This window comes from Nocardioides sp. Leaf374 (assembly GCF_916862475.1).
Taxonomy (GTDB): Bacteria; Actinomycetota; Actinomycetes; order Propionibacteriales; family Nocardioidaceae; genus Nocardioides; species Nocardioides kribbensis.
On record NZ_CAKASO010000021.1, the window covers coordinates 37710 to 58795 of the forward strand.

Annotated in this window: 22 protein-coding genes and 1 tRNA gene; 11 read left to right on the plus strand and 12 right to left on the minus strand. The window is 72.5% G+C overall.

Translation table 11 applies throughout. The annotated features are described in order from the left end of the window. Nucleotides 1-18: 18 nt before the first annotated feature. Nucleotides 19-861 carry a DUF2785 domain-containing protein gene (locus tag LPA27_RS11095; RefSeq protein ID WP_056864090.1) on the minus strand — a complete coding sequence of 281 codons (843 nt, stop codon included), beginning with the start codon at nucleotides 859-861 and terminating at the stop codon, nucleotides 19-21. 211 nt (nucleotides 862-1072) lie between these two features. Between LPA27_RS11095 and LPA27_RS11100 the strand changes: the two genes are divergently transcribed. Further along, a complete protein-coding gene (locus LPA27_RS11100; RefSeq protein WP_228942466.1) occupies nucleotides 1073-2599 on the plus strand; it encodes a sensor histidine kinase in 1527 nt (508 codons plus the stop codon). Between the two features lie 35 nt (nucleotides 2600-2634). Here LPA27_RS11100 and LPA27_RS11105 read toward each other — a convergent pair whose 3' ends face one another. Continuing rightward, entirely contained in the window at nucleotides 2635-2886 is a 252-nt protein-coding gene (locus tag LPA27_RS11105) for a WhiB family transcriptional regulator (RefSeq protein ID WP_027863177.1), read from the minus strand. A 211-nt stretch (nucleotides 2887-3097) separates the two neighbouring features. On the opposite strand from LPA27_RS11105, the gene LPA27_RS11110 reads away from it, so the two are divergent. Next, nucleotides 3098-3481: a hypothetical protein gene (locus LPA27_RS11110; protein WP_056864092.1), complete on the plus strand. Its 384-nt coding sequence runs from the start codon at nucleotides 3098-3100 to the stop codon at nucleotides 3479-3481. 39 nt (nucleotides 3482-3520) lie between these two features. Here the strand turns inward: LPA27_RS11110 and LPA27_RS11115 are convergent, their stop codons facing one another. From LPA27_RS11115 to sodN, 3 genes are all read right to left on the minus strand, one after another. After that, entirely contained in the window at nucleotides 3521-4357 is an 837-nt protein-coding gene (locus LPA27_RS11115; RefSeq protein WP_056864093.1) for an RNA polymerase sigma factor SigF, read from the minus strand. 1 nt (nucleotide 4358) lies between these two features. Beyond that, nucleotides 4359-4778, minus strand: a complete 420-nt coding sequence (locus tag LPA27_RS11120) for an anti-sigma factor (protein ID WP_056864094.1) — start codon at nucleotides 4776-4778, stop codon at nucleotides 4359-4361. Between the two features lie 221 nt (nucleotides 4779-4999). Further along, on the minus strand, nucleotides 5000-5401 hold the full coding sequence (gene sodN / locus LPA27_RS11125; protein ID WP_056864095.1) for a superoxide dismutase, Ni: 402 nt from the start codon (nucleotides 5399-5401) through the stop codon (nucleotides 5000-5002). A gap of 57 nt (nucleotides 5402-5458) precedes the next feature. Between sodN and LPA27_RS11130 the strand changes: the two genes are divergently transcribed. The 4 genes from LPA27_RS11130 to LPA27_RS11145 all read left to right on the plus strand — a co-directional run bounded on the left by LPA27_RS11130 (nucleotide 5459) and on the right by LPA27_RS11145 (nucleotide 8989). Then, nucleotides 5459-5896, plus strand: a complete 438-nt coding sequence (locus LPA27_RS11130) for a S24/S26 family peptidase (RefSeq protein ID WP_228942467.1) — start codon at nucleotides 5459-5461, stop codon at nucleotides 5894-5896. A gap of 156 nt (nucleotides 5897-6052) precedes the next feature. Beyond that, nucleotides 6053-7288 (plus strand): NAD(P)-dependent malic enzyme, encoded by a 1236-nt coding sequence (locus LPA27_RS11135; RefSeq protein WP_056864096.1) that lies wholly within the window; start codon nucleotides 6053-6055, stop codon nucleotides 7286-7288. 46 nt (nucleotides 7289-7334) lie between these two features. Further along, nucleotides 7335-8303, plus strand: coding sequence for a zinc-binding dehydrogenase (locus LPA27_RS11140; RefSeq protein WP_056864097.1), 969 nt, complete (start codon nucleotides 7335-7337; stop codon nucleotides 8301-8303). Continuing rightward, a complete protein-coding gene (locus LPA27_RS11145) occupies nucleotides 8303-8989 on the plus strand; it encodes an SDR family oxidoreductase (RefSeq protein ID WP_056864098.1) in 687 nt (228 codons plus the stop codon). Before LPA27_RS11140 ends, LPA27_RS11145 begins: the two co-directional genes overlap by 1 nt. 46 nt (nucleotides 8990-9035) lie before the next feature. Here LPA27_RS11145 and LPA27_RS11150 read toward each other — a convergent pair whose 3' ends face one another. Further along, entirely contained in the window at nucleotides 9036-9668 is a 633-nt protein-coding gene (locus tag LPA27_RS11150; RefSeq protein ID WP_056864099.1) for a TetR family transcriptional regulator, read from the minus strand. A 218-nt stretch (nucleotides 9669-9886) separates the two neighbouring features. Here LPA27_RS11150 and LPA27_RS11155 point away from each other — a divergent pair, with 218 nt between their 5' ends. From LPA27_RS11155 to LPA27_RS11165, 3 genes are read left to right on the plus strand one after another with little or no spacing between them, the layout of a single operon-like run. Next, complete coding sequence (locus tag LPA27_RS11155; protein ID WP_228942468.1) at nucleotides 9887-10978, plus strand: flavin reductase family protein; 1092 nt, start codon at nucleotides 9887-9889, stop codon at nucleotides 10976-10978. 14 nt (nucleotides 10979-10992) lie between these two features. Next, a complete protein-coding gene (locus tag LPA27_RS11160) occupies nucleotides 10993-12186 on the plus strand; it encodes a fatty acid desaturase family protein (RefSeq protein WP_228942469.1) in 1194 nt (397 codons plus the stop codon). Between the two features lie 25 nt (nucleotides 12187-12211). After that, nucleotides 12212-12451, plus strand: a complete 240-nt coding sequence (locus LPA27_RS11165; RefSeq protein WP_228942470.1) for a hypothetical protein — start codon at nucleotides 12212-12214, stop codon at nucleotides 12449-12451. 67 nt (nucleotides 12452-12518) lie between these two features. On the opposite strand, the gene LPA27_RS11170 is transcribed toward LPA27_RS11165, so the two are convergent. Both LPA27_RS11170 and LPA27_RS11175 read right to left on the minus strand, forming a co-directional pair. Continuing rightward, nucleotides 12519-12695 (minus strand): DUF6104 family protein, encoded by a 177-nt coding sequence (locus tag LPA27_RS11170; RefSeq protein ID WP_165699040.1) that lies wholly within the window; start codon nucleotides 12693-12695, stop codon nucleotides 12519-12521. Between the two features lies 1 nt (nucleotide 12696). After that, a complete protein-coding gene (locus LPA27_RS11175) occupies nucleotides 12697-16479 on the minus strand; it encodes a multifunctional oxoglutarate decarboxylase/oxoglutarate dehydrogenase thiamine pyrophosphate-binding subunit/dihydrolipoyllysine-residue succinyltransferase subunit (RefSeq protein ID WP_228942471.1) in 3783 nt (1260 codons plus the stop codon). A 221-nt stretch (nucleotides 16480-16700) separates the two neighbouring features. On the opposite strand from LPA27_RS11175, the gene LPA27_RS11180 reads away from it, so the two are divergent. Both LPA27_RS11180 and LPA27_RS11185 read left to right on the plus strand, forming a co-directional pair. Then, entirely contained in the window at nucleotides 16701-17378 is a 678-nt protein-coding gene (locus LPA27_RS11180; protein ID WP_228942472.1) for a hypothetical protein, read from the plus strand. Next, complete coding sequence (locus tag LPA27_RS11185; RefSeq protein ID WP_082502828.1) at nucleotides 17375-18319, plus strand: LCP family protein; 945 nt, start codon at nucleotides 17375-17377, stop codon at nucleotides 18317-18319. The genes LPA27_RS11180 and LPA27_RS11185 overlap by 4 nt, the downstream gene beginning before the upstream one ends. A 15-nt stretch (nucleotides 18320-18334) precedes the next feature. On the opposite strand, the gene LPA27_RS11190 is transcribed toward LPA27_RS11185, so the two are convergent. The 4 genes from LPA27_RS11190 to LPA27_RS11205 all read right to left on the minus strand — a co-directional run bounded on the left by LPA27_RS11190 (nucleotide 18335) and on the right by LPA27_RS11205 (nucleotide 20987). After that, a complete protein-coding gene (locus LPA27_RS11190) occupies nucleotides 18335-18730 on the minus strand; it encodes an ATP-binding protein (protein WP_056864104.1) in 396 nt (131 codons plus the stop codon). Between the two features lie 4 nt (nucleotides 18731-18734). After that, complete coding sequence (locus LPA27_RS11195) at nucleotides 18735-19085, minus strand: STAS domain-containing protein (RefSeq protein ID WP_056864105.1); 351 nt, start codon at nucleotides 19083-19085, stop codon at nucleotides 18735-18737. 166 nt (nucleotides 19086-19251) lie between these two features. Further along, nucleotides 19252-20703 (minus strand): hypothetical protein, encoded by a 1452-nt coding sequence (locus LPA27_RS11200; RefSeq protein WP_056903837.1) that lies wholly within the window; start codon nucleotides 20701-20703, stop codon nucleotides 19252-19254. A gap of 211 nt (nucleotides 20704-20914) precedes the next feature. Next, nucleotides 20915-20987: transfer RNA gene (locus LPA27_RS11205), tRNA-Arg, on the minus strand. Nucleotides 20988-21086: the final 99 nt, after the last annotated feature.

The window sequence follows — 21086 nt, forward strand, 5'->3', positions numbered from 1 at the left end:
CACGGGTCACCCGGGGCGTCAGTCGCGCAGGAAGTGCGGGTTGCTGGCCCGCAGCGCCTCGACGACCACCAGCAGCAGGTCGGAGCGGACCGCGGGCGGGCGCGGGCCCAGCGCGAGCTGGAGGTAGAGCGCGCGGAGGAAGGCCTCGGCGTTGCCGCCGCGCAGGAAGGGGTCCTGCTCGCCGTGCACGGCGCGCTCGCCGGCGGCCGACGCCAGGCGGTTGATCCAGGGCTCGAGGATGCTCAGCGGCACGACGTCGCGGCGCAGCACGCACAGGGTGGTGTGGGCCAGGCGGTCCTCCTCGCCGTGGGCGAAGAGCGCGTCGACGGGCATGAGCACCCGGTCGGCCACGACGTCGAGCACGACGGTCAGCTCGGCCTTGCCGATGTGGGGGGAGGCGGCGAGCGCTCCGAGGGCGTCGGCGCCGTGGGCCACCGCGTGGGCCCAGCCCTTGCCCGGCACGAATCCGCGCAGGTCGCGCTCGCGCAGCAGCCAGGTCGCGATCCGGTCGCCCCAGTCGAGCACCTTGCCGCCGGAGACCAGCGGCCGCTCGTTGTCGCGGGCGATGCACTCGGCGAGCACCAGCACCGAGAAGCTGCGGCGGAAGACCGAGTCGGTGCCGACCTCGCCCAGCCCGGTGGTCAGCCCGGCGGCCATGCCGTCGCCGAGACCGGCCAGGAGGTCGTCGTAGACGCCCCGCTCGACCCAGGTCGCCAGCGTCGGGTAGGCGGTGCCGTCGCGGGTCTCGGGGTCGGTGTCGCCGAGCATGCGGGTGAGCTCCGCGGTCAGGTCGTCGAGGGGGCGGTCCGACGGCACCGCGAGGCCGTCGGCGTGCACCTGTCTCCAATACGCGCCCGACATGGCCGTCATCCTGCCAAACTCCCCGGGGTCCGCGCACGGTCGGGGGAGGGGCCGACCGGTCGGTCCGGCGGGCCCGCGGCGAGGTGCGGGCCCGGTGGGTTCCCGGTGCGGGTCAGGTGTGCACGGGGCTCACGGCGCGACGGCGTGCCCGCCCGTCGGACGTCGGGGCCGACGGTGCGCACGGCCCCGCGGCTCGCCGTAGGCTCGGCGGGTGCCGTCGATGAGCGAGCTGGTCCGGAGCCACACCGACCTGGGGCCCGACGACGTCGCGTGGCTCCAGCTGCTCCAGGCCGACTGGCAGATCATCGCCGACCTGTCCTTCGCCGACCTCGTGCTGTGGCTGCCCGACCGCGAGGGCAGCGGCTTCTGGGCGGTGGGGCAGATGCGGCCCACCACCGGCCCGACGTCCTACGTCGACGACGTCGTGGGCACCTTCGTGCCCCGCGGCCGACGCCCCCTCCTCGACGCGGCGTACGCCGAGCAGCGCCTGGTGCGCGAGGGCGACCCGGAGTGGCGCGACGACGTGCCGGTGCGCGTGGAGAGCATCCCGGTGCGCCGCGAGGGCCGCGTGATCGCGGTGGTCACGCGCAACACCAACCTGCTCGGCGTGCGCACCCCCAGCCGCCTGGAGCTGTCCTACCTGCAGGCCGCGGCCGACCTGACCCAGATGATCGCGGGCGGCTGGTTCCCCGCGCAGGGCCAGCGCAGCGACCACGCCGACTCACCGCGCGTGGGCGACGGCTTCCTGCGCGTCGACGCCCAGGGCCACGTCGTCTACGCCAGCCCCAACGCGCTGTCGGTCTTCCGCCGTCTCGGTCTCTCCGGCGACCTGGCCGGGCTCGCGCTGCCCGACCTGGTGCGCGAGCTGGTGCCGTCGCGGCGCCGCCCCGACGAGGAGACCCTCAGCGCGGTGATGGGCGGCCGCACGCACCGCGACACCGAGTTCGGCACCGACGAGGTCACGCTGATCGCACGCGCCATCCCGCTGCGGCCCCAGGGCACCCGGATCGGTGCCCTCGTGCTGGTGCGCGACGTCAGCGACCTGCGCCGGCGCGACCGCGAGCTGGTGACCAAGGACGCCACGATCCGCGAGATCCACCACCGCGTGAAGAACAACCTGCAGACCGTGGCCGCCCTGCTGCGCCTCCAGGCCCGCCGCATCGGCTCCCAGGACGCCAAGGCCGCGCTGGAGGAGGCCGTGCGGCGGGTCGGGACCATCGCGATCGTCCACGAGACGCTCAGCCAGGCCGTGGAGGAGACGGTGCTCTTCGACGAGATCGCCGACCGGCTCTGCGCCATGGTGACCGACGTCAGCGCGGTCGGCAGCAGGGTGAGGGTGCGGCGCACGGGCAGCTTCGGCGAGCTGACCTCGGAGTCGGCGACCGCGCTGGCCATGGTGCTGACCGAGCTGTTGCAGAACGCGGTGGAGCACGGCTACGAGGTGCCCGACGAGCACCCCGCCGGGCTCCGCTCGACCGAGGAGATCCTCGCCGGCGGGCTGCTGGGCGAGGTCAGCGTGGGGGTGCACCGTGCCGCGGGCCGGCTGCACCTGGTCGTGGACGACGACGGCCGCGGCCTGCCCGACGGCTTCGACCTCGAGGGATCGACCAACCTGGGTCTCTCCATCGTGCGCACGCTCGTGGAGTCGGAGCTCGGTGGTCGGCTCGAGATGGGGCCGGTGCCCTCGCACCACGGCACCCGTGCCGTGGTCGACGTCCCCCTCGACCCGCTGACCTGACCGGCCCTGCGGCGGTGCTGTGGTCAGGCGGTGGGTCAGGCGGTGCGGACGCGGGCCCGGGCGTTGCGGCGCTTCAGCGCACGACGCTCGTCCTCGCTCAGACCGCCCCACACGCCGTGGTCCTGGCCGGCCTCGAGGGCCCAGGCGAGGCACTGCTCGCGCACGTCGCAGCGTCGGCAGACCTGCTTGGCCTCCTCGATCTGCAGGATGGCCGGGCCGGTGTTGCCGATCGGGAAGAACAGCTCCGGATCCTCGTCGAGACATGCTGAACGGTGACGCCAGTCCATAGCTGGGCGATCCCTCTTTTCCTCAAGCGAAATGTGCAGGCCAGGGGCAACGCAAGCCTGCGGCGGCGCCCGGTGCGATGGCACCACGAAGTGGACTCGGCCACGAGCGCTCCGCACACACTGACAACTTTTGGACCGTTAAACAAGCCAAATCGCTGGTCTCCTGCGTCACAGGCGTCCCGTGTGGAGGGGGCGCACTAACCTCGGCGTCGTGACCCGATCCGAGAACCCGCCGCCGCTGGTCGTCGCGGCCTCCCTCGCCGCGGTCGAGGGGCTGGTCCTGCTGCTCCTCGCCGGCGCCCAGCTCGCCGACCTCTCCGAGGGGCGCACCACGATGGGATGGACCGTGGCGGCGTTCTTCGCGCTCTTCGGCGTGGCCGTCATCGCCTGCGCCTGGGCGGTGACGCGGGGGCAGGCCTGGACCCGGGGTCCGATCCTGCTGACCCAGCTGATCGCTCTCGGGCTGGCCTGGAGCTTCCGGGGCACCCAGCTGATCGCGCTGGGCCTGGTCGTCGTGGCCGCCGTCGTGCTGGCCGGCATGCTGCACCCCGCGAGCCTCGAGGCCCTCGCCGACGACCCGATGCGCGAGGACTGAGCGGCCCCGGGGGAGGCGCTGTGGGGGTGCGGAGAGGGCTCAGTCCTGCTCCTGCAGCGAGCGCCGCAGGTGCTCCAGGGTGCGGTTGAGCAGCCGGGAGACGTGCATCTGCGAGACGCCGATCTCCTCGGCGATCTGCGACTGGGTCATGTTGCGGAAGAAGCGCAGCAGCAGGATCTTCTTCTCGCGCGCGTCGAGCTGGTCGAGCAGCGGCTTGATCGACTCGCGGATCTCGACGTGCTCGAGGCCCGCGTCCTCGATGCCGATGGCGTCGAGCATCGTGGCGGCCCCGTCGTCGGAGTCGTCGCTGGCGTCGAGGGAGAGGGTGGAGTAGGCGTTGCTGGACTCGATGCCCTCCACGATCTCCTCCACCGTGCACCCGATGCACTCGGCGAGCTCGCGGGCCGTGGGGGAGCGGCCGAGGGTCTGGGTCAGCTCGGCGGTCGCGGAGCCGATCTGCATGCGCAGCTCCTGGAGCCGCCGCGGCACCCGGATCGCCCAGCCCTTGTCGCGGAAGTAGCGCTTGATCTCGCCGATGATCGTCGGCGTGGCGTAGGTCGAGAACTCCACGCCCCGGTCGGAGTCGAAGCGGTCGATGGACTTGATGAGCCCGATCGTGCCCACCTGCACCAGGTCCTCGAACGGCTCGCCGCGGTTGCGGAAGCGCCGTGCGCAGTGCTCGACGAGGGGCAGGTGCAGGTGCACCAGGGCGTCGCGCGCGCTCTCGCGACCGGCCTCGCTGCCCTGCTGGTCGTGGAAGGCCAGGAACAGCTCGGCGCTGCGCCGGCGGGTGAGCTCGACGCCCGCGCGCCGGGCGTCGGTCGCCTCGCTCGCCGCGCTGGGGGCGGGGTCGTCGCTCGGGAGGGGGTGGTCCATCTCAGAGGCCGGCTCCCAGGTGCGTGGAGCGCAGCGTGAGCGCGACGGCGAGCTCGCCCTCGGCGATCCGCACCCCGACCTCGGAGGCCAGCGTGTCAAGCACCTGCCAGGCGAAGCTGTCACGGTCGGGCTCGCCGGCGTCGGCGGCGCCCACGGACACCGATACCGTCAGCTCGGCGGGGCGCAGGTAGAAGCGTCCGACCAGGTCGGCCCCGGCGTCGGCCTCGGGCAGCACCAGCGCGCACGCCTCGCCCACCGCGATGCGCAGGTCCTCGATGTCGTCGATGGTGAAGTCGAGGCGCGCGGCCAGCGACGCCGTCGTCGTGCGGAGCACCGACACGTAGGCGCCGTCCGCGGGCAGTCGCAGCTCGACGTCGGAGCGGTCGCGGATCGGGTCGATCGTCGGACCGGGCTGGGACATGGGGCCGTCCTTCGTGGCAGGTGCGGAGGAAGTGGTCGAACTCTAGGTGACGCGGTGGCTCCCCGGGTGGGAGGCCGTCCGGTGCTCGGCTGGTGCTCGGCTGCGCCCCATGTGTGCCGCCTGGAACGCCAGCGAGGCCGGTCCCGGGGGTCTACCCCGGAACCGGCCTCGACAAACGGTCGGCGGCGCCCGCCGCGGCGGCGGCGCGCCAGCTGCGTCGCTCAGGCCTTCTTGGTCTCCCAGAAGATCTCGGCGATCTCGTCGATCTTGGCCAGCAGCTGGTCGGCCACGTCGGCGTCGAGGGCGCCCTTGGCGCCGGAGGCACCGGCGAGCTTGGTGGCCTCGTTGACCAGCACGTGCAGCTGCGGGTACTTCTCGAAGTGCGGGGGCTTGAAGTAGTCGGTCCACAGCACCCACAGGTGGTGCTTGACCAGCTCGGCGCGCTGCTCCTTGATCAGGATGGCGCGGGTGCGGAAGTCGGGGTCGTCGTTGTCGGCGACCTTGGCGATGATGCCCTTGATCGACTCGGCCTCGATGCGGGCCTGCGCGGGGTCGTAGACGCCGCAGGGCAGGTCGCAGTGGGCGGAGACCTCGACGGTGGGTGCGAACAGTCGCGCGAACATGCGGTTCCTCTCGTGGTCCTTCAGGGTCTGCTGAGCTCGGCTGCGACACTACTCCGCGTGTCGCGTCCCGCACGAGGTGTCTCCCCCTCGAGCCACCCCATCGGGTGGCTGGCTCGTGCCCGCGGCGGGTTGCACGGCCCGGGCCGCCCCGGGTGGGCCCTGGTGCGCGGGGCGTCGATGGCGCCCACGCTGCGCGGGGGCGACCGGCTGCTGGTGCTGCACGGCGCGCGGGTCGTGCCGGGGCGGGTGGTGGTCGCCCGGCTGCCCGACGGCACGCTGGCGGTCAAGCGCGCCGTGGAGCGGCGTACGACGGCCGGCGGCTCGCCCGGCTGGTGGCTGCTCAGCGACGACCCGTCGGTGGGCGTCGACTCCCGGCACCGCGGGCCCGTCGCCGAGGACCAGGTGCTGGCCGTGGCGCTGTGCCGCGTCTGGCCGCGTCCCTGCCTGCTCAGGGCGGGCGCAGGGCCGGGCACGGCTGCCTCGCGGGCGCTGTGACGTAGAGCATTGCGGACGCCGGCGTCCTGTATCCGTGCGCTGTGCCAGACTGGCGGGACAGCCCTCCGGGCGTCACGGCTCCGCGGCAACCCCTCGCGTCGAGCAGTGGTCCCGGGCACGATCCGGCCCATCCGACTCGTCCTGGAAAGTCCTGTGATGACTGCTTCTCCCACGTCTCCTGCCACCACCGCCGGCCCTGCGGGCCACGGCCCGTCGGCCTCGCCGTCGCACCCGCGGGCCGGGGACCCCGTCTTCGACCTGCACCTCGGCGGCAAGATGTCCATCCAGTCCTCCGTGGCCCTGGCCGGCGCGGAGGAGTTGTCGCTGGCCTACACCCCCGGCGTGGCCCTGGTCTGCGAGGCGATCGCGGCCGACCCGTCGCTCACGCAGCACTACACCTGGGTGCCCAACACGGTCGCGGTCGTCACCGACGGCACCGCCGTGCTCGGCCTGGGCGACATCGGGCCGGCCGCCGCCATGCCGGTGATGGAGGGCAAGGCGGTGCTGTTCAAGCAGTTCGGCGGCGTCGACGCGGTGCCGATCTGCCTCGACACCACCGACACCGAGGAGATCATCGAGACCGTGGCCCGGCTGGCGCCGAGCTTCGGCGGGGTCAACCTCGAGGACATCTCGGCGCCCCGCTGCTTCGAGATCGAGGACCGGCTCAAGGAGATGCTCGACATCCCGGTCTTCCACGACGACCAGCACGGCACCGCCGTGGTGGCGCTCGCCGCCCTGACCAACGCCCTCACGCTCACCGGCCGCGACCCGGGCAGCACCCGGGTGGTCATCTCCGGCGCGGGGGCGGCGGGTGTTGCGGTGGCCAAGATCCTGCTCGAGGCCGGCATCACCGACCTCGCCGTGACCGACCGCAAGGGCGTCATCCACTCCTCCCGCGGCGACCTCACCGCGGTCAAGCGCTCGCTGGCCGAGCTCACCGCAGACGTCACGGGCCGCACCGGCTCGCTGGCCGACGTGCTCGACGGCGCCGACGTCTACATCGGCGTCTCCGGCGGCACGGTGCCCGAGGAGCACGTCGCCACGATGGCGCCCGACGCCATCGTCTTCGGTCTGGCCAACCCCACGCCCGAGGTGCACCCCGAGGTGGCCCGGCGCCACGCGCGCGTCGTGGCCACCGGACGCTCCGACTTCCCCAACCAGATCAACAACGTGCTGGCCTTCCCCGGCATCTTCCGCGGCGCCTTCGACGCCCACGCCACGGCCATCACCGAGGGCATGAAGCTGGCCGCGGCCCGCGCGCTCGCCGACCTGGTGGGCGAGGCGCTGACCGAGGAGTACGTCATCCCCTCGCCGTTCGACCCGCGCGTCGGCCCGGCCGTCTCTGCCGCGGTCGCGGCCGCCGCCCGGCAGGACGGCGTCGCTCGCCGCTGAGACGGCGCGCCCCGCCCGTCCAGCCACTCCCCGTTAGGTTGTCCCCATGTTCGCCGTCTACGCCGACCGCTTCTCCTCCGACGACCCGCTCTCCGCCCTGACGGTGGGGGAGCGGCCCGACCCCGAGGCCCCCGACGGGTGGACGACGGTGACGGTCAAGGCCGCCTCGCTCAACCACCACGACGTCTGGTCGCTGCGCGGGGTGGGCCTGCGTGAGGAGGCCCTGCCGATGATCCTGGGCTGCGACGCGGCCGGACTCGACGAGGACGGCAACGAGGTCGTGGTGCACGCCGTCGTCAGCGACCCCGCGTGGCGCGGCGACGAGACCCTCGACCCGCGCCGCTCGCTGCTCTCCGAGCGGCACCAGGGCACCTTCGCCGACAAGGTCGTCGTGCCCCGCGCCAACGTCGTGGCCAAGCCCGCCTCGATGTCCTTCGAGGAGGCCGCCTGCCTGCCCACCGCGTGGCTCACCGCCTACCGCATGCTCTTCACCCGCGGCGGCCTCGTGGCCGGTGACACCGTGCTGGTGCAGGGCGCGGGCGGCGGCGTCGCCACCGCCGTCATCACCCTCGCCCGGGCTGCGGGCCTCAAGGTGCTGGCCACCAGCCGCGACGAGGGCAAGCGGGCCCGTGCGCTGGAGATCGGCGCCCACGAGGTCTTCGAGTCCGGGGCGCGCCTCCCGGTCAAGGTCGACGCCGTGATGGAGACCGTCGGCAAGGCCACCTGGGCCCACTCGGTGCGGGCCCTCAAGCCGGGCGGGCGCATCGTGGTCTCGGGCACGACGTCGGGGGCCGACCTCGACGACGCCGAGCTCACGCGGATCTTCTTCCTCCAGCTCAGCGTGGTCGGCTCGACGATGGGCACCCGCGACGAGCTCGCGTCCCTGGTCTCGCTGCTCGACGCCACCGGCACGCGCCCGCTGATCGACCGGGTGCTGCCGATGGAGCAGGCCGCCGACGGCTTCGCCGCGATGGCCGGCGGCGACGTCTTCGGCAAGATCGTCTTCACCCGCTGATGGCTCGCACCCACCTGCTCACGGGCGCCGGGGCGGGCATCGGCGCCGAGCTGGCCCGGCGCCTGCGCGCGCGTGGCGACGACTTGGTGCTGGTGGCGCGCTCCGAGGCGAGGGCCGAGGAGCTCGGTGTCGAGCACCCGGGCGCGTCGGTGCTGGTGGCCGACCTCGCCGACGCCGCCGCCCTCGAGCGGCTGCAGGGCCGCCTGCCCGCCCGGCTCGACTCCGTCGTGCACGCGGCCGGCGTGGTGGAGCTCGGTGCCGTCGCCGACCTGACGGCCTCGGCGTGGACCGAGCAGCTGGCGGTCAACCTGGTGGCCCCGGCGGTCCTGACCCGCCTCGCGCTGCCGGCGCTGCGCGAGGCGCGCGGCACGGTCGTGCTGGTCAACTCCGGTGCCGGACTCTTCGCCCACCCGCAGTGGTCGGCCTACGCCGCCTCCAAGCACGGCCTGAAGGCCCTCGCCGACGCGCTGCGCGCCGAGGAGGCGCAGCACGGTGTGCGGGTCACCTCGCTGTTCCCGGGACGCACCGCCACCGCGATGCAGGAGAAGGTGCACGCCCAGGAGGGCAAGGACTACGACGCCTCGCGCTGGATCGACCCCGTCACGGTGGCCGAGGCCGTGGTGGGCGTGCTCGACCTCCCGCAGGACGCCACGCTGACCGAGCTGGTGCTCAAGCCCCGAGCCTGAGCCCCGGCCCCGAGCCCCGGGCCGGCCGCTGCGGCCGCGGGACCCCTCAGGGCCGGGACGTCCAGTTGAGCGCGCCCACCAGCACCATCCGCAGCTGCGTGCGGGCGTTCTCGACGACGAGCTTCTCGGCGCCCGGGCGACCCACGGCGTGGAGGGTGTTCTCGGCGAAGGCGACCATGGCCGTGACGATGAGACCCGACAGCACGCGCAGGTCCTCGGTCGACCAGCGGTCGGTGCCGGGCAGCCGGGCGAGGTCGGTGGCCAGCTCGCGCTCGCACAGCTCGATCTCGTGGCGGATCGCCTCGCGCACCAGCGGCGGCCCTGCGGTCCGCTCTCGGGCGATGAAGGCGAAGTGGGAGCGCTGGCGGTGCACGTGCTCGTCGAGGATCCCGATGGAGTCGTCGACGATGTCCATCCAGCCCGGTGCCCCGCCCTCGCGTCCCTGCCGCACGTCGCGCAGCATGGCGCGCAGCGACTCGAAGGACTCGTCCACGAGGGCCATGCCGAGGTCCTCGATGGAGTCGAAGTGGCGGTAGAAGCCGGTCGGCACGATGCCGACCTGCTTCGACACCTGGCGCAGCGAGAGCGCGACCAGGCTGCTCTCCTCGAGCAGCGCCAGTGCGGCGTCGAGGATGGCGCGTCGCGTGCGCTCCTTGCGCTCGCCGCGGGTCTCGGTCATCCCTCGATCCTAGGCCACCGTCGCAGCGTGCTCCGACCTCGCGCGCCCCGGACCCCTGGGGCCCGTCCGGGAGCACATGTGTGCACCGTCACGCGAGTGGCGCACGACCGCCAGGACGGGGTGGGCGGCGTCACCCGCCGTTCTGGTTGACCTCGCGGCGCCGACCCCGGAGACTTTGAGTGAACATTCGTTCACCCAATCTGACGGGAGCAACTCCGATGAGCATCACGGGCTCCATCCTCCGGTCCCGCGCCGTCGCCGCCCTCACCTCGCCCCACGGCGTGGACCGCTTCCTGGAGCAGGTCAACCCGATGTGGGCGGCCCACGAGGTGCGCGCCCGCGTCGTCGAGGTCCGTCGCGAGACCGACGGCGAGCACCCGGTCGCCACGATCGTGCTCCAGCCGACGAGCACGTGGCGCGGACACCGTGCGGGCCAGTACGTCCAGGTGGGCGTCGACCTGCCCGGAGGTCGGCGCACGACCCGCTGTTTCTCGGTGTCCTCGCCCGCGTCGGCGCCGGGGGAGCGGATCTCGCTCACGGTGCGCTCGCACGCGGAGGGCGTGGTCTCGAGGTTCCTGGTCGAGCAGGCCCGCCCGGGCCTCATGGTCCACCTGGGCCAGGCCGAGGGCGACTTCGTCATGCACGAGAGCCCGGCGACGCCGACCAACAACCACCTGCTCTTCATCACCGGCGGGTCGGGCATCACCCCGGCCATGTCGATGGTCCGCACCCTGCTGCGCGACGGCTACGACGGCCGCGCCCACCGCAAGGTGACCTTCCTGCACTACGCCCGCAGCGCCGAGGACCAGATCTTCGCCGCGGAGCTCGCCGAGATCGCTGCGGGAGACAACCACGTGGACGTGCACCTGGTGCACGAGACCGACGGCGGCCGCTTCTCCGAGGCCGCCCTGCGTGAGCTGGTGCCGGCCTTCCAGGACACCGACACGTGGGCCTGCGGCCCGGCCGGCATGATCGAGCTGGTCCAGGCGGCGTACGCCGGGAGCCCCCGGCTGCGCGTGGAGTACTTCAAGCCCCCCATGACCGCCTCGGGCACGGCCGAGGGCGAGGTCTCCTTCGCCCGGTCGGGCCAGCAGGCCGCCAACACCGGTGCCTCGCTGCTGGAGCAGGCCGAGGCGCTCGGTCTGCGGCCCGAGTTCGGCTGCCGCATGGGCATCTGCTTCTCCTGCACCTCCCGCAAGACCGAGGGCACCGTGCGCAACGTCGTCACCGGTGCCGAGTCCTCGCTGCCCGACGAGGACATCCAGATCTGTGTCTCCGCCCCCGTCGGCGACTGCGTCGTCGACCTCTGAGGAAGGACCGCACCATGACCGCCACCCTGAACGAGACCCCCGTGACCACCGCGACCACGAGCGGAGCGAGCGCCGCCCGCGCCGAGCGCCCCGTCGTGCCCGGCGACGCCGCGTTCCACCGCCTCACCGCGGCCCAGCTCAAGGACTTCGGCGACGAGATGGACGCCATCCGCCAGCGCGTGCTGGCCTCGCTGGGCGACGAGGACCGTGACTACATCCACCGCGTCGTGAAGGTGCAGCGGGGCTTCGAGGTCGCCGGGCGCGCGCTGTTCTACGTGCCGCCGGCGTGGCCGCTGGCCGTGGCCGCGCTCAGCGTGTCGAAGATCCTCGACAACATGGAGATCGGCCACAACGTCATGCACGGGCAGTACGACTGGATGAACGAGCCCGGCCTGAGCTCGCGCATGTACGAGTGGGACAACGTGTGCCCCAGCGACCAGTGGAAGTACTCGCACAACTACATCCACCACACCTACACCAACATCCTGGGCAAGGACCGTGACATCGGCTACGGCATCCTGCGCATGGACGACGACCAGAAGTGGCACCCCTACTACCTGGGCAACCCGGTCTACGCGGCGCTGCTCATGGTCTTCTTCGAGTGGGGCGTGGCCATGCACGACCTCGAGGTCGAGAACCTCGTGGCCGGCAAGCGCACGCTGGAGGAGAACAAGAAGATCTACCCCGGCCTGATGCGCAAGGTCCGCAACCAGGCGCTGAAGGACTACCTGCTCTTCCCGGCCCTCACCGGCCCCCTCTTCCCGATGACGCTGGCCGGCAACGCCGTGGCCAACCTGGTGCGCAACGTGTGGGCCTTCAACATCATCTTCTGCGGGCACTTCCCGGCCGGGGTGGCGACCTTCTCCGAGGAGGAGTGCGAGGACGAGTCGCGTGGTCACTGGTACTACCGCCAGCTGCTGGGCTCGGCCAACATCACCGGCGGCAGGCTCTTCCACGTGATGACCGGCAACCTGTCGCACCAGATCGAGCACCACCTCTTCCCCGACATCCCCGCCCGCCGCTACCCCGAGATCGCCGAGGACGTGCGCGAGATCTGCGAGCGCTACGGGATCGACTACAACACCGGGCCGCTCGGGCGCCAGCTGGGCAGCGTGGCCAAGAAGATCTGCCGCTACGCCCTGCCCGACTCCCCGTCCGACCTCAAGGCCCTGGTGCCCGGCTTCCTGCGCCGCCGCCTGGCCGCCTGAGGCTCCTCGGGTCAGACTAGGGAGCATGACCGGGCCCATGAAGGACCAGCTGAGCAAGAGCGAGATCCGCAAGGACGCCCTCCAGGGCGCCGTGGAGGCGACCGCGACGACCGTCGGTGAGGTGGCGACCATCCTCACCGGCGCCGTCAAGGACGTCGCCGGTGCCCTGGGCGGGCTCGCCACCGAGGTCTTCGAGCTGCGCGACGCCGCTCGCCGTGCCTCGGCGGAGCACGTCGAGCCCTTCCCCGAGGTCGACGAGCGGTAGTCCGGCACCCGCCTTCACGACGAAGGGGCCCGATCCGTCACCGGATCGGGCCCCTTCGTCGTGCCGCTCAGTCGTCGGGGTCGTCGAGACGGGCCAGCCAGGTGGAGAACCGCTCCACGGCGGTCTCGAACTCCGGGTGGGTGTCGGTGAACTCCTGGAGCCGCTCGGCCAGCCACGCCAGGGTGACCTCCTCGTCACCCCGGCGCCGCTCGAGCTCCTCGATCCCGCGGTCGGTGAAGTACATGTCAGGCGAACGCGCGGTCGAGCAGGTCCTTCTGCTCGGCCATGTGGCGCTTGACGGTGCCGACCGACGGCGAGGACGACTCGGCCCGCGTGACGGCCTCCACCTGGGCGTCGACGCCCGGCCACACGTTGAGGGCGTAGTGGGGCCACGGGCCGTTGTTGAGCGGCTCGTCCTGCACCCACCGGACCTGCTTGAGGCGGGGGAACCGGGCGATCTCGGCCCGGATCTCCTCCTCGGGGCGCGGGTAGAGCTGCTCCACGCGGGCGATCGCGAAGCGCTCGGCGCCCTCGCGCTTGGCCCGGTCGACCATGAGGTCCCACGTGACACGGCCCGAGCACAGCAGCAGCGTGTCGACCTTCTCGGGGTCGGCCTCGGCGTCGGGGATGAAGGGCCGGAAGGACCCTTCGGTGAACTCCTCGGGCCGCGAGGCGGCCTCCTTGCGCTTGAGCATCGACTTCGGCGTGAAGACGATGAGCGGGCGGTGGGTCGAGCCCAGCGAGTGCTGCCGCAGCAGGTGGAAGTACGACGCGGGCGTCGAGGGCTGGGCGACGACGAAGGCCTCGTCGGCGGCCATGGTGAGGAAGCGCTCGATGCGCGCCGAGGAGTGGTCGGGTCCCTGTCCCTCGTAGCCGTGGGGGAGCAGGAGCACGACGCCGGACTCCTGGCGCCACTTGGTCTTGCCCGAGCTGATGAACTCGTCGATGACGGTCTGCGCGCCGTTGACGAAGTCGCCGAACTGCGCCTCCCACAGCACGAGCGCCTCGGGGCGGGCCACGGAGTAGCCGTACTCGAAGCCGAGCGCGGCGTACTCGCTGAGCAGCGAGTCGTAGAGGTAGAAGCGGGCCTGGTCCTCGGTGAGGTTGGCCAGGGGCGTCCACTCGTTGGCGTTGACCCGGTCGATGATCGTGCCGAAGCGCGACACGAACGTGCCGCGGCGCGAGTCCTGGCCGGCCAGGCGGACCGGACGGCCCTCCATGAGCAGCGACCCGAAGGCGAGGATCTCGCCGGTGCCCCAGTCGATGGGGCCCTCGGTGATGGCCTTGGCCCGGCGCTGGAGCTGGGGCATGACCTTCGGGTGGACCGTGAAGCCGTCGGGCGGGGTGACGTAGGCGTCGGAGATCCGCTTGAGCACCTCGAGGGTGACCGCGGTCTGGGTCTCGCCGGCGGGCTTGTCCGGGTAGTCCGGCACGGTGGTCCACTCCGAGGGCTGGCCGGTGGCCTCGCGCACCTCGGTGAACACGCGCTCCAGCTGCTGCTGGTAGTCGCGCAGGACCTGCTCGGCCTCCTCGATCGTGATGTCGCCACGACCGATGAGCGACTCGGTGTAGAGCTTGCGCACCGAGCGCTTCTGCTCGATCAGGTCGTACATCAGCGGCTGGGTGTACGACGGGTCGTCGCCCTCGTTGTGGCCGCGGCGGCGGTAGCACACCAGGTCGATGACGACGTCCTTGTTGAAGGCCTGGCGGTACTCGAAGGCCAGTCGGGCGACGCGGATGCACGCCTCGGGGTCGTCGCCGTTAACGTGGAAGATCGGCGCCTGGACCATCCGGGCCACGTCGGTGCAGTAGAGCGAGGAGCGCGAGGAGCCCGGCGAGGTGGTGAAGCCGACCTGGTTGTTGACGACCAGGTGGATCGTGCCGCCGGTGCGGTAGCCGCGCAGCTGGGACAGGTTGAGCGTCTCCGCCACCACGCCCTGACCCGCGAACGCCGCGTCGCCGTGCACCAGCAGGGGCAGCACGGGGTAGGCCGCGCCCTGGTCGAGCACGTCCTGCTTGGCGCGCGCGATGCCCTCGAGCACCGGGTCGACCGCCTCGAGGTGGGAGGGGTTGGCGGCGACGGAGACCTTGATCTTCTCCCCGGTGCCGGACTCGAACTCGCCCTCGGCGCCGAGGTGGTACTTCACGTCGCCGGAGCCCTGGACCGTGCGCGGGTCGATGTTGCCCTCGAACTCGCGGAAGATCTGGGAGTAGTTCTTGCCCACGATGTTGGCCAGCACGTTGAGCCGGCCGCGGTGGGCCATGCCGATGGCGACCTCGTCGAGGCCCGACTCGGCCGCGGCCTCGCAGATCTCGTCGAGCACGGGCACCGTGGTCTCGCCGCCCTCGAGGCTGAAGCGCTTCTGCCCGACGAACTTGGTCTGCAGGAACGTCTCGAAGGCCTCGGCCTGGTTGAGCTTGAGCAGGATGCGCAGCTGCTCCTCGCGCGGCGGCTTGGTGTGGGGCACCTCGACGCGCTCCTGGATCCAGCGGCGCTGCTCGGGGTCCATGATGTGCATGTACTCGATGCCGGTGGTGCGGCAGTAGGAGTCACGCAGGATCCCCAGGATCTGGCGCAGCTTCATGAAGCGACGGCCCGAGCCACCGAAGGAGCCGGTCGCGAACTCGCGGTCGAGGTCCCACAGGGTCAGCCCGTGCGACTCGACCTCGAGGTCGGGGTGGCTGCGCTGGCGGTACTCCAGCGGGTCGGTGTCGGCCATCATGTGGCCGCGCACCCGGTAGGCGTGGATCAGCTCGAGGATGCGCGCCTGCTTGGAGATCTCGTCGTCGTGCGCCGTGGAGATGTCCTTGCTCCAGCGGATCGGCTCGTAGGGGATGCGCAGCGACCGGAAGATCTCGTCGTAGAAGTCGTTGCCGCCCAGCAGGAGGGCGTGCACGCGCTTGAGGAACTCGCCCGACTGCGCGCCCTGGATGACGCGGTGGTCGTAGGTCGAGGTCAGCGTCATGACCTTGCTGATCCCGTTGCGGCTGATGGCCTCGTCGGAGGCGCCCTGCCACTCCGGGGGGAGCTCCATGGCCCCGACGCCGATGATGGCGCCCTGGCCCTTCATCAGGCGCGGCACGGAGTGGCTGGTGCCGATGCCGCCGGGGTTGGTCAGCGAGATGGACGTGCCCTGGAAGTCGGCGACGGTGAGCTTGGCGTCGCGCGCCTTGGCGACGATGTCCTCGTAGGCGGTCCAGAAGCCGGCGAAGTCCATGGTCTCGGCGGCCTTGATGGCCGGCACGAGCAGCTGACGGCTGCCGTCGGGCTTGGGCACGTCGATGGCCAGGCCCAGGTTGATGTGGGCGGGGGTGATCAGGTTGGGCTTGCCGTCGACGGTGTCGAAGCCGACGTTCATCTCCGGCATCGACTTCACCGCCTGCACCAGGGCGTAGCCGATCAGGTGGGTGAACGACACCTTGCCGCCGCGGGCGCGGGCGAGGTGGTTGTTGATGACGGTGCGGTTGTCCCACAGCAGCTTGACCGGCACCGAGCGCACGGAGGTGGCGGTGGGGACGGTCAGCGACACGTCCATGTTCTGCGCCGTGCGCGCGGGGGCGCCGCGCAGGACGGTGTAGGTGGGCTCGTCCTTGGCCGGCGACGGCTCCGCCGGGCGCGACTCCTTCGGCACCGGGCTGCTGGTGCCCTTCGCGGGCTCGGCGGCCTTGCCGGCCGGCCGCGGCTTGGCGACCGGGGCGGGGGAGTCGGAGCCCTTCGCGGCGGGCTGGGCCGGCGCGGCGGCCGGGGCCTTCGCCGGGGCGGGCGCGGCGGCCTTCTCGGGAGCCTTCTCGGCGGGCGCCTTCGCGGCTGCTGCGCCGTTGCTCGAGCCGTTGCCGTTGCCGTTGCCGAGCACGGCCTCGGCGCCGCCGTTCTTGAAGAACGTCACCCACGTCGCGTCGACGCTCGACGGGTCGGCCTGGTACTGGTCGTACATCTCCTCGACCAGCCACTCGTTGGCGCCGAAGTCCGCAGGCGGCTCCGTGGTGGTGGTGGGGTGTGGAGACTTGTTGCCAGGGGACTGCGGCACGACTTGCTTCGCCTCTTCCGGGAGCGCGCGGGGTGGGTGGTTTTCCGTGGTCCAGGCTAGTCCCCCGACCCGGCAAATGCCGAGGTTGAGGTCACCTTTCGGGCAGGGTGTTAGCCGCACCACACCCGGCCCGGGGTCACTGGACGACGCGCGCCCCGCCACCACGGCGCCCACGAGAGGACGACGACCCGATGATGCCCCTCCCGCCCACGGCCCCTGGCGTGTCGCCGAGGCCGCCCGGGCGCGCGCGCCGAGCGCGGTCCGCACGTCGGGCCGCCGGGGCGCTCACCCTCGCCCTGCTGCTGACGACGGGGGCCTGCACCGACGAGGCCCCCGACGGCGGTGACCCGCCCGCCGCCGGTGCGTCGTCGACCCTGGGAGCCACCGGCCGCTCGTCGGCGCCCGTGGTCGTGCGGACCGGGGAGGTCGTCGGACGACTGCCGGCGGCCCGCCGCGAGGGTGTCGTGCAGCGGGTCGGCCAGGTCGTGGCCGACTGGTACGCCGCGGCCTTCCTCGACGGTCCCTGGCCCCGCTCCGACGTCCGTGACGCCTTCCCCGGCTTCACCGCGGGGGCGCGCGAGGCCGCGAGGGCGGAGCGGGCCCGCACCAGTGCCGCCTCGCTGGGCGAGGGGGTCGACGCGGTCCGTGCCGCGCGGCAGCGGGTCGTGGTGGACCTGCTGGCCCACGGCGGACGTGTGCGCGGCGCGACCGCACGGGTCCTGCTCGACTACGTGCCGCTGAGCGGCGCCGACGAGCAGGTCGCGCGTCGCGTGCAGGGGCGGCTCTCCCTGACCTGGGACGGTGACGCCTGGCGGGTCTTCGCCTACGACCTGACCCAGGGGCGCCTGGCACGTGAGCCGGCGCGCGAGCCGGCGCGTGAGGGGGAGGGTGTGCGATGACGGGCTCGCAGGAGCAGGTCGGGAGGTCGGCCGGCGGGGCCGCGCGACGCGGCTGGCGCCGGGTGGTGCTGGCCGCGGTGCTGGTGCTGGCCGCACTCACGGTGCCCGGCTCGGCGGTGAGCAGCCCGCAGGCGGTGCTCGTGGAGGTACGGCGCGCCCAGGCGGTCGACCTCACCCCCGACGTCGTGTGGATCCTCGCCGTGGGCTCCGACGCGCGGCCCGGTGAGGACATGACCCGGGTGCGCGGCGACGCCCTCCAGCTCGTGGGTCTCGACACCCGCACCGGCGCCGCCGCGTCGATCGGCGTGCCGCGCGACTCCTACGTGCCGATCCCCGGCTTCGGCTCCGACCGGGTCAACGCCGCGCTGACCTACGGCGGCCCGCAGCTGCTCGCCCGCACGGTGGGCGACCTCGTCGGGATCGAGCCCGACTACGTGATGGTCACCCGCTTCCCCTTCTTCGAGGACATGGTCGACGACATCGGCGGTATCGAGGTGGGCAACCCGCGCGCCTTCTCCGACCCCGACCTCAAGCCCCTCGGCTTCGAGGCGGGCCGCATCCGCCTCGACGGCTACGGCGCGATGGCCTTCGCCCGGATCCGCAAGGGTCTCGCGGGCGGCGACTTCGACCGCTCCGCCAACCAGCAGCGGGTGCTCCGCGGCATCCACGCCGCGATCGCGGAGCGCGCCGACCGGCCGGGCTTCCTCGAGCGCGGTGTCGCGACGGTGCTCCGTCACACCGCCACCGACGCCTCTCCGGTCGAGCTGTTCCGCCTGGCGCAGGCGGTGGCGCAGGTCGACCGGAGCAGGATCACGACGTGCGTCGTGCCGGGCGCCCTGGGTCAGGTCGGAGCGGCCAGCGTCGTGCTGCCCGACGTACCGGTCGCCCGCCGGCTCGGTGACGCCGCCCGTCAGGACGCGACCCTGCCCCGCGGCTGCTGAGCCGGTGGGCCGCGCTCAGCCCAGCTCGATCTCGGCGCGCACCGTGGTGCCGCGCGAGGTGTCGTAGGACCACCGTCGGCTCAGACCGGCGACCATCATCAGCCCGCGCCCGGAGTCGGAGTCGAGGTCGGGCGGTCGCACGACGGGCAGTGAGGCACCCCCGCCGTCGGCCACCGAGATGACGAGGTCCTCGCCGCGGGTCTCCCACGCGACCTCGAGGGCCGGCCTGGCCCCGCCGCGTCCGTGCCGGACGCCGTTGGCGACCAGCTCGCTCACGATGACGCACGCGGTCTGCACGGTCACACGGTTGACCCCGGCGGCCTCGAGCTGGTCACCGAGCCGGTGCCGGGCCTCGGTGACGGAGTCGACGGTGAAGGGCAGGGCGAGCTGCGCCCTGACCGGTGGCCGCACTGGCTCAGGCGACGGCACCCGGGGCGCCTGACGGGTCGGGCTCCTCGTCGTCGGGCGACTCCCGGTAGGGGAGGGCGACGACGGTGAGCATCCTCTGGGCCAGGGTGTCGCGCCGGGCGACCAGCTCGACGGACCCGCCGGCGCGTCGGGCCTGCGACATGGCCTTGGCCAGCACGCCGATCGCGACGCTGGGGAGGTAGTCGACGTCGCTGAGCTCGATCACGACCCGGCCGGTGTAGTCGGCGGAGTGTGCGGCGATCTGGTTGCGCAGCGTCATGACGGCGTACTCGTCGATGCTCCCGCTCACGGTGAGGACACCGGAGTCGAGGGTGCTGGTGAAGGGGCGCTCCTGCATGGTCGAACGATACCCGCACCGGAGCCGGCGCGGGGCTCCCCCGGGCGGGTGTGCGGGGACGGTGCCGGACACGGCGACGCCGGGGCGGCGGTGCCGCCCCGGCGTCGGGGTGCTGCTGGGGTGCTGCCGGTGTGCTGTCGGGGTGCTGCTGGGAGGCCGGGGAGGGTCAGCGAGGATAGATGCGTGAGCCGGCCCAGCCGACGTCGATCAGGTCGATGACGCCGGGGATCCGCACGGAGATGGCGCTGACCTCGGTGCCGTAGAAGTTGCTGCCGCCGGCGGGGATGCGGCCGAAGGTGATGACGCCGTTGTCGCCGAAGAGCACCTGGTCGCCGAGGGAGAGGTCGTCGGGCTTGATCGACTCGCCGTCGAGCAGGATGTCGGCGACCTTGACCTCGACCGTGCGGGCGACCTTCGTGCCGGCGCCCTTGCTCAGCAGGTCGATGCGCGAGCCGATGCCGGTGATGACCAGGCCGGCCGAGGGGATCTCGAGCCGGCCGAGGTTGCTGGCCACCATGGAGCGCGCGCGTCCGCGGGGCAGCTGCTCGCCGGAGTACTTGTACTCCAGCCCGGTCAGGGTGACCAGGCCCCCGAGCAGCACCTGGGCCTGCTCGACGGTCTTGGTGCGAACGTCGCCGCCGGTGCCCTCGCAGGGGATGGTCTGGGTGCCGATGCCCCCCATGTGCAGCAGGTCGTTGCCCGCGAAGAGGTCGAGGCCCATGACGGTGGAGCGGAAGACGCCCGAGCGCACGGGGCTGGAGATGCGGGTCTTGGCGCGGCCCAGCTGGAGCGTCGTCACCGAGTCGTTGGCCGCCTCGCTGGGGTCGACGTCGATCTTCAGCGCGTAGGTCTCCGAGGTGGCGAAGGTCTTCCCGACCGTGCCGCCGGAGCGACCGAGCCCGATCGAGCCGAGGCCGGGGATCTCGACGGTGTTGCCCGCGACCGACGACAGCAGCTCGACGAGCTGGTCGACGACCTGGGAGACGGGGGCCGTGGCGTCGTTGACGATGTCGAGCAGGTCGGCGAGCGGGGTGCCCTCGACCACCGTGTCGTCGTAGTCCAACGAGATGCCCTCGAAGCCGAAGGAGTGGTCGGTGCCGTAGGCGCCGCGGGCGCCGCGGGCGTCGACGGCGGAGCGGTCGTAGAAGGAGTCGGCGACCGAGCGCAGCCCCTCGATCCTGAGGGTCGGGATGGCGAGGTCGTCGACGACCTCGCCGCCGATGGCGATGTCGGCGATGGTGTTGATGCCGCGCACTCCCGTGCGACCCGCGGTCTCGTAGGTCTCGTAGCTGCTGGTGCTGGGGGAGAGGTGGACCAGGTCGTCGGGGACGGGGAGCGTGTCGGTGCTGAGCAGCGAGCCCACGACGTCGGAGAGACCGGCGGTGCGGGTGCAGGGCTGGTTGGCGCGCGCGTCCTTGAGGCTCTTCAGCTCCACGCCGCCCAGCAGCACCTTGGTGCCGTAGACGTTGGCCTTCATGCCGAAGTCGGTCAGCCGGCGCTCGGCCCGGGCGGAGGGGGCGTCCTCGGCCGTGGCCGTCGTGGGGGTGGTCAGGGTGCCGGCGAGGCCGGCGGCGCAGACCGCGGAGACCGCGACCGCCCGTCGAAGGGTCGTCTTCACTGTTCCTGCTTTCGTCAGCGAGTGGGGGCCGGCCGGGAGGGGCGCGTGAGGCCGTGCGGCCGCGTGCGCCTCCCGGGCCGAGGGACCCCGAGACCCCTCGTTGCTGAGTGAACGCCGGGCTGACGTGGAAGTTAGGTCACACGTCCGGCGGTCCAGACCACGACGGTGCCGCGCCCGGGGAGAACCGGACGAGACGAAAGAAGAGAAGGTGTGCCCCCGGCAGGATTCGAACCTGCGGCACCTGGTACCGGAAACCAGTGCTCTATCCCCTGAGCTACGGAGGCGCTCACGCCGACCAGCGGCGCGGTTCCGAACCCTACAACCAGGCCGGCCCGGCGTCGAAGCCGGGCCGCCACGGGCCCGCGAGACCGTGGTCGGGTCGA

What these genes read in the sequence shown, in the direction of transcription:
- LPA27_RS11095 (WP_056864090.1), bottom strand. Translation starts at nt 861, where the DNA reads ATGTCGGGCGCGTATTGGAGACAGGTGCACGCCGACGGCCTCGCGGTG.
- LPA27_RS11105 (WP_027863177.1), bottom strand. Translation starts at nt 2,886, where the DNA reads ATGGACTGGCGTCACCGTTCAGCATGTCTCGACGAGGATCCGGAGCTG.
- LPA27_RS11115 (WP_056864093.1), bottom strand. Translation starts at nt 4,357, where the DNA reads ATGGACCACCCCCTCCCGAGCGACGACCCCGCCCCCAGCGCGGCGAGC.
- LPA27_RS11120 (WP_056864094.1), bottom strand. Translation starts at nt 4,778, where the DNA reads ATGTCCCAGCCCGGTCCGACGATCGACCCGATCCGCGACCGCTCCGAC.
- sodN (WP_056864095.1), bottom strand. Translation starts at nt 5,401, where the DNA reads ATGTTCGCGCGACTGTTCGCACCCACCGTCGAGGTCTCCGCCCACTGC.
- LPA27_RS11135 (WP_056864096.1), top strand. Translation starts at nt 6,053, where the DNA reads ATGACTGCTTCTCCCACGTCTCCTGCCACCACCGCCGGCCCTGCGGGC.
- LPA27_RS11140 (WP_056864097.1), top strand. Translation starts at nt 7,335, where the DNA reads ATGTTCGCCGTCTACGCCGACCGCTTCTCCTCCGACGACCCGCTCTCC.
- LPA27_RS11145 (WP_056864098.1), top strand. Translation starts at nt 8,303, where the DNA reads ATGGCTCGCACCCACCTGCTCACGGGCGCCGGGGCGGGCATCGGCGCC.
- LPA27_RS11150 (WP_056864099.1), bottom strand. Translation starts at nt 9,668, where the DNA reads ATGACCGAGACCCGCGGCGAGCGCAAGGAGCGCACGCGACGCGCCATC.
- LPA27_RS11155 (WP_228942468.1), top strand. Translation starts at nt 9,887, where the DNA reads ATGAGCATCACGGGCTCCATCCTCCGGTCCCGCGCCGTCGCCGCCCTC.
- LPA27_RS11160 (WP_228942469.1), top strand. Translation starts at nt 10,993, where the DNA reads ATGACCGCCACCCTGAACGAGACCCCCGTGACCACCGCGACCACGAGC.
- LPA27_RS11165 (WP_228942470.1), top strand. Translation starts at nt 12,212, where the DNA reads ATGACCGGGCCCATGAAGGACCAGCTGAGCAAGAGCGAGATCCGCAAG.
- LPA27_RS11170 (WP_165699040.1), bottom strand. Translation starts at nt 12,695, where the DNA reads ATGTACTTCACCGACCGCGGGATCGAGGAGCTCGAGCGGCGCCGGGGT.
- LPA27_RS11185 (WP_082502828.1), top strand. Translation starts at nt 17,375, where the DNA reads ATGACGGGCTCGCAGGAGCAGGTCGGGAGGTCGGCCGGCGGGGCCGCG.
- LPA27_RS11195 (WP_056864105.1), bottom strand. Translation starts at nt 19,085, where the DNA reads ATGCAGGAGCGCCCCTTCACCAGCACCCTCGACTCCGGTGTCCTCACC.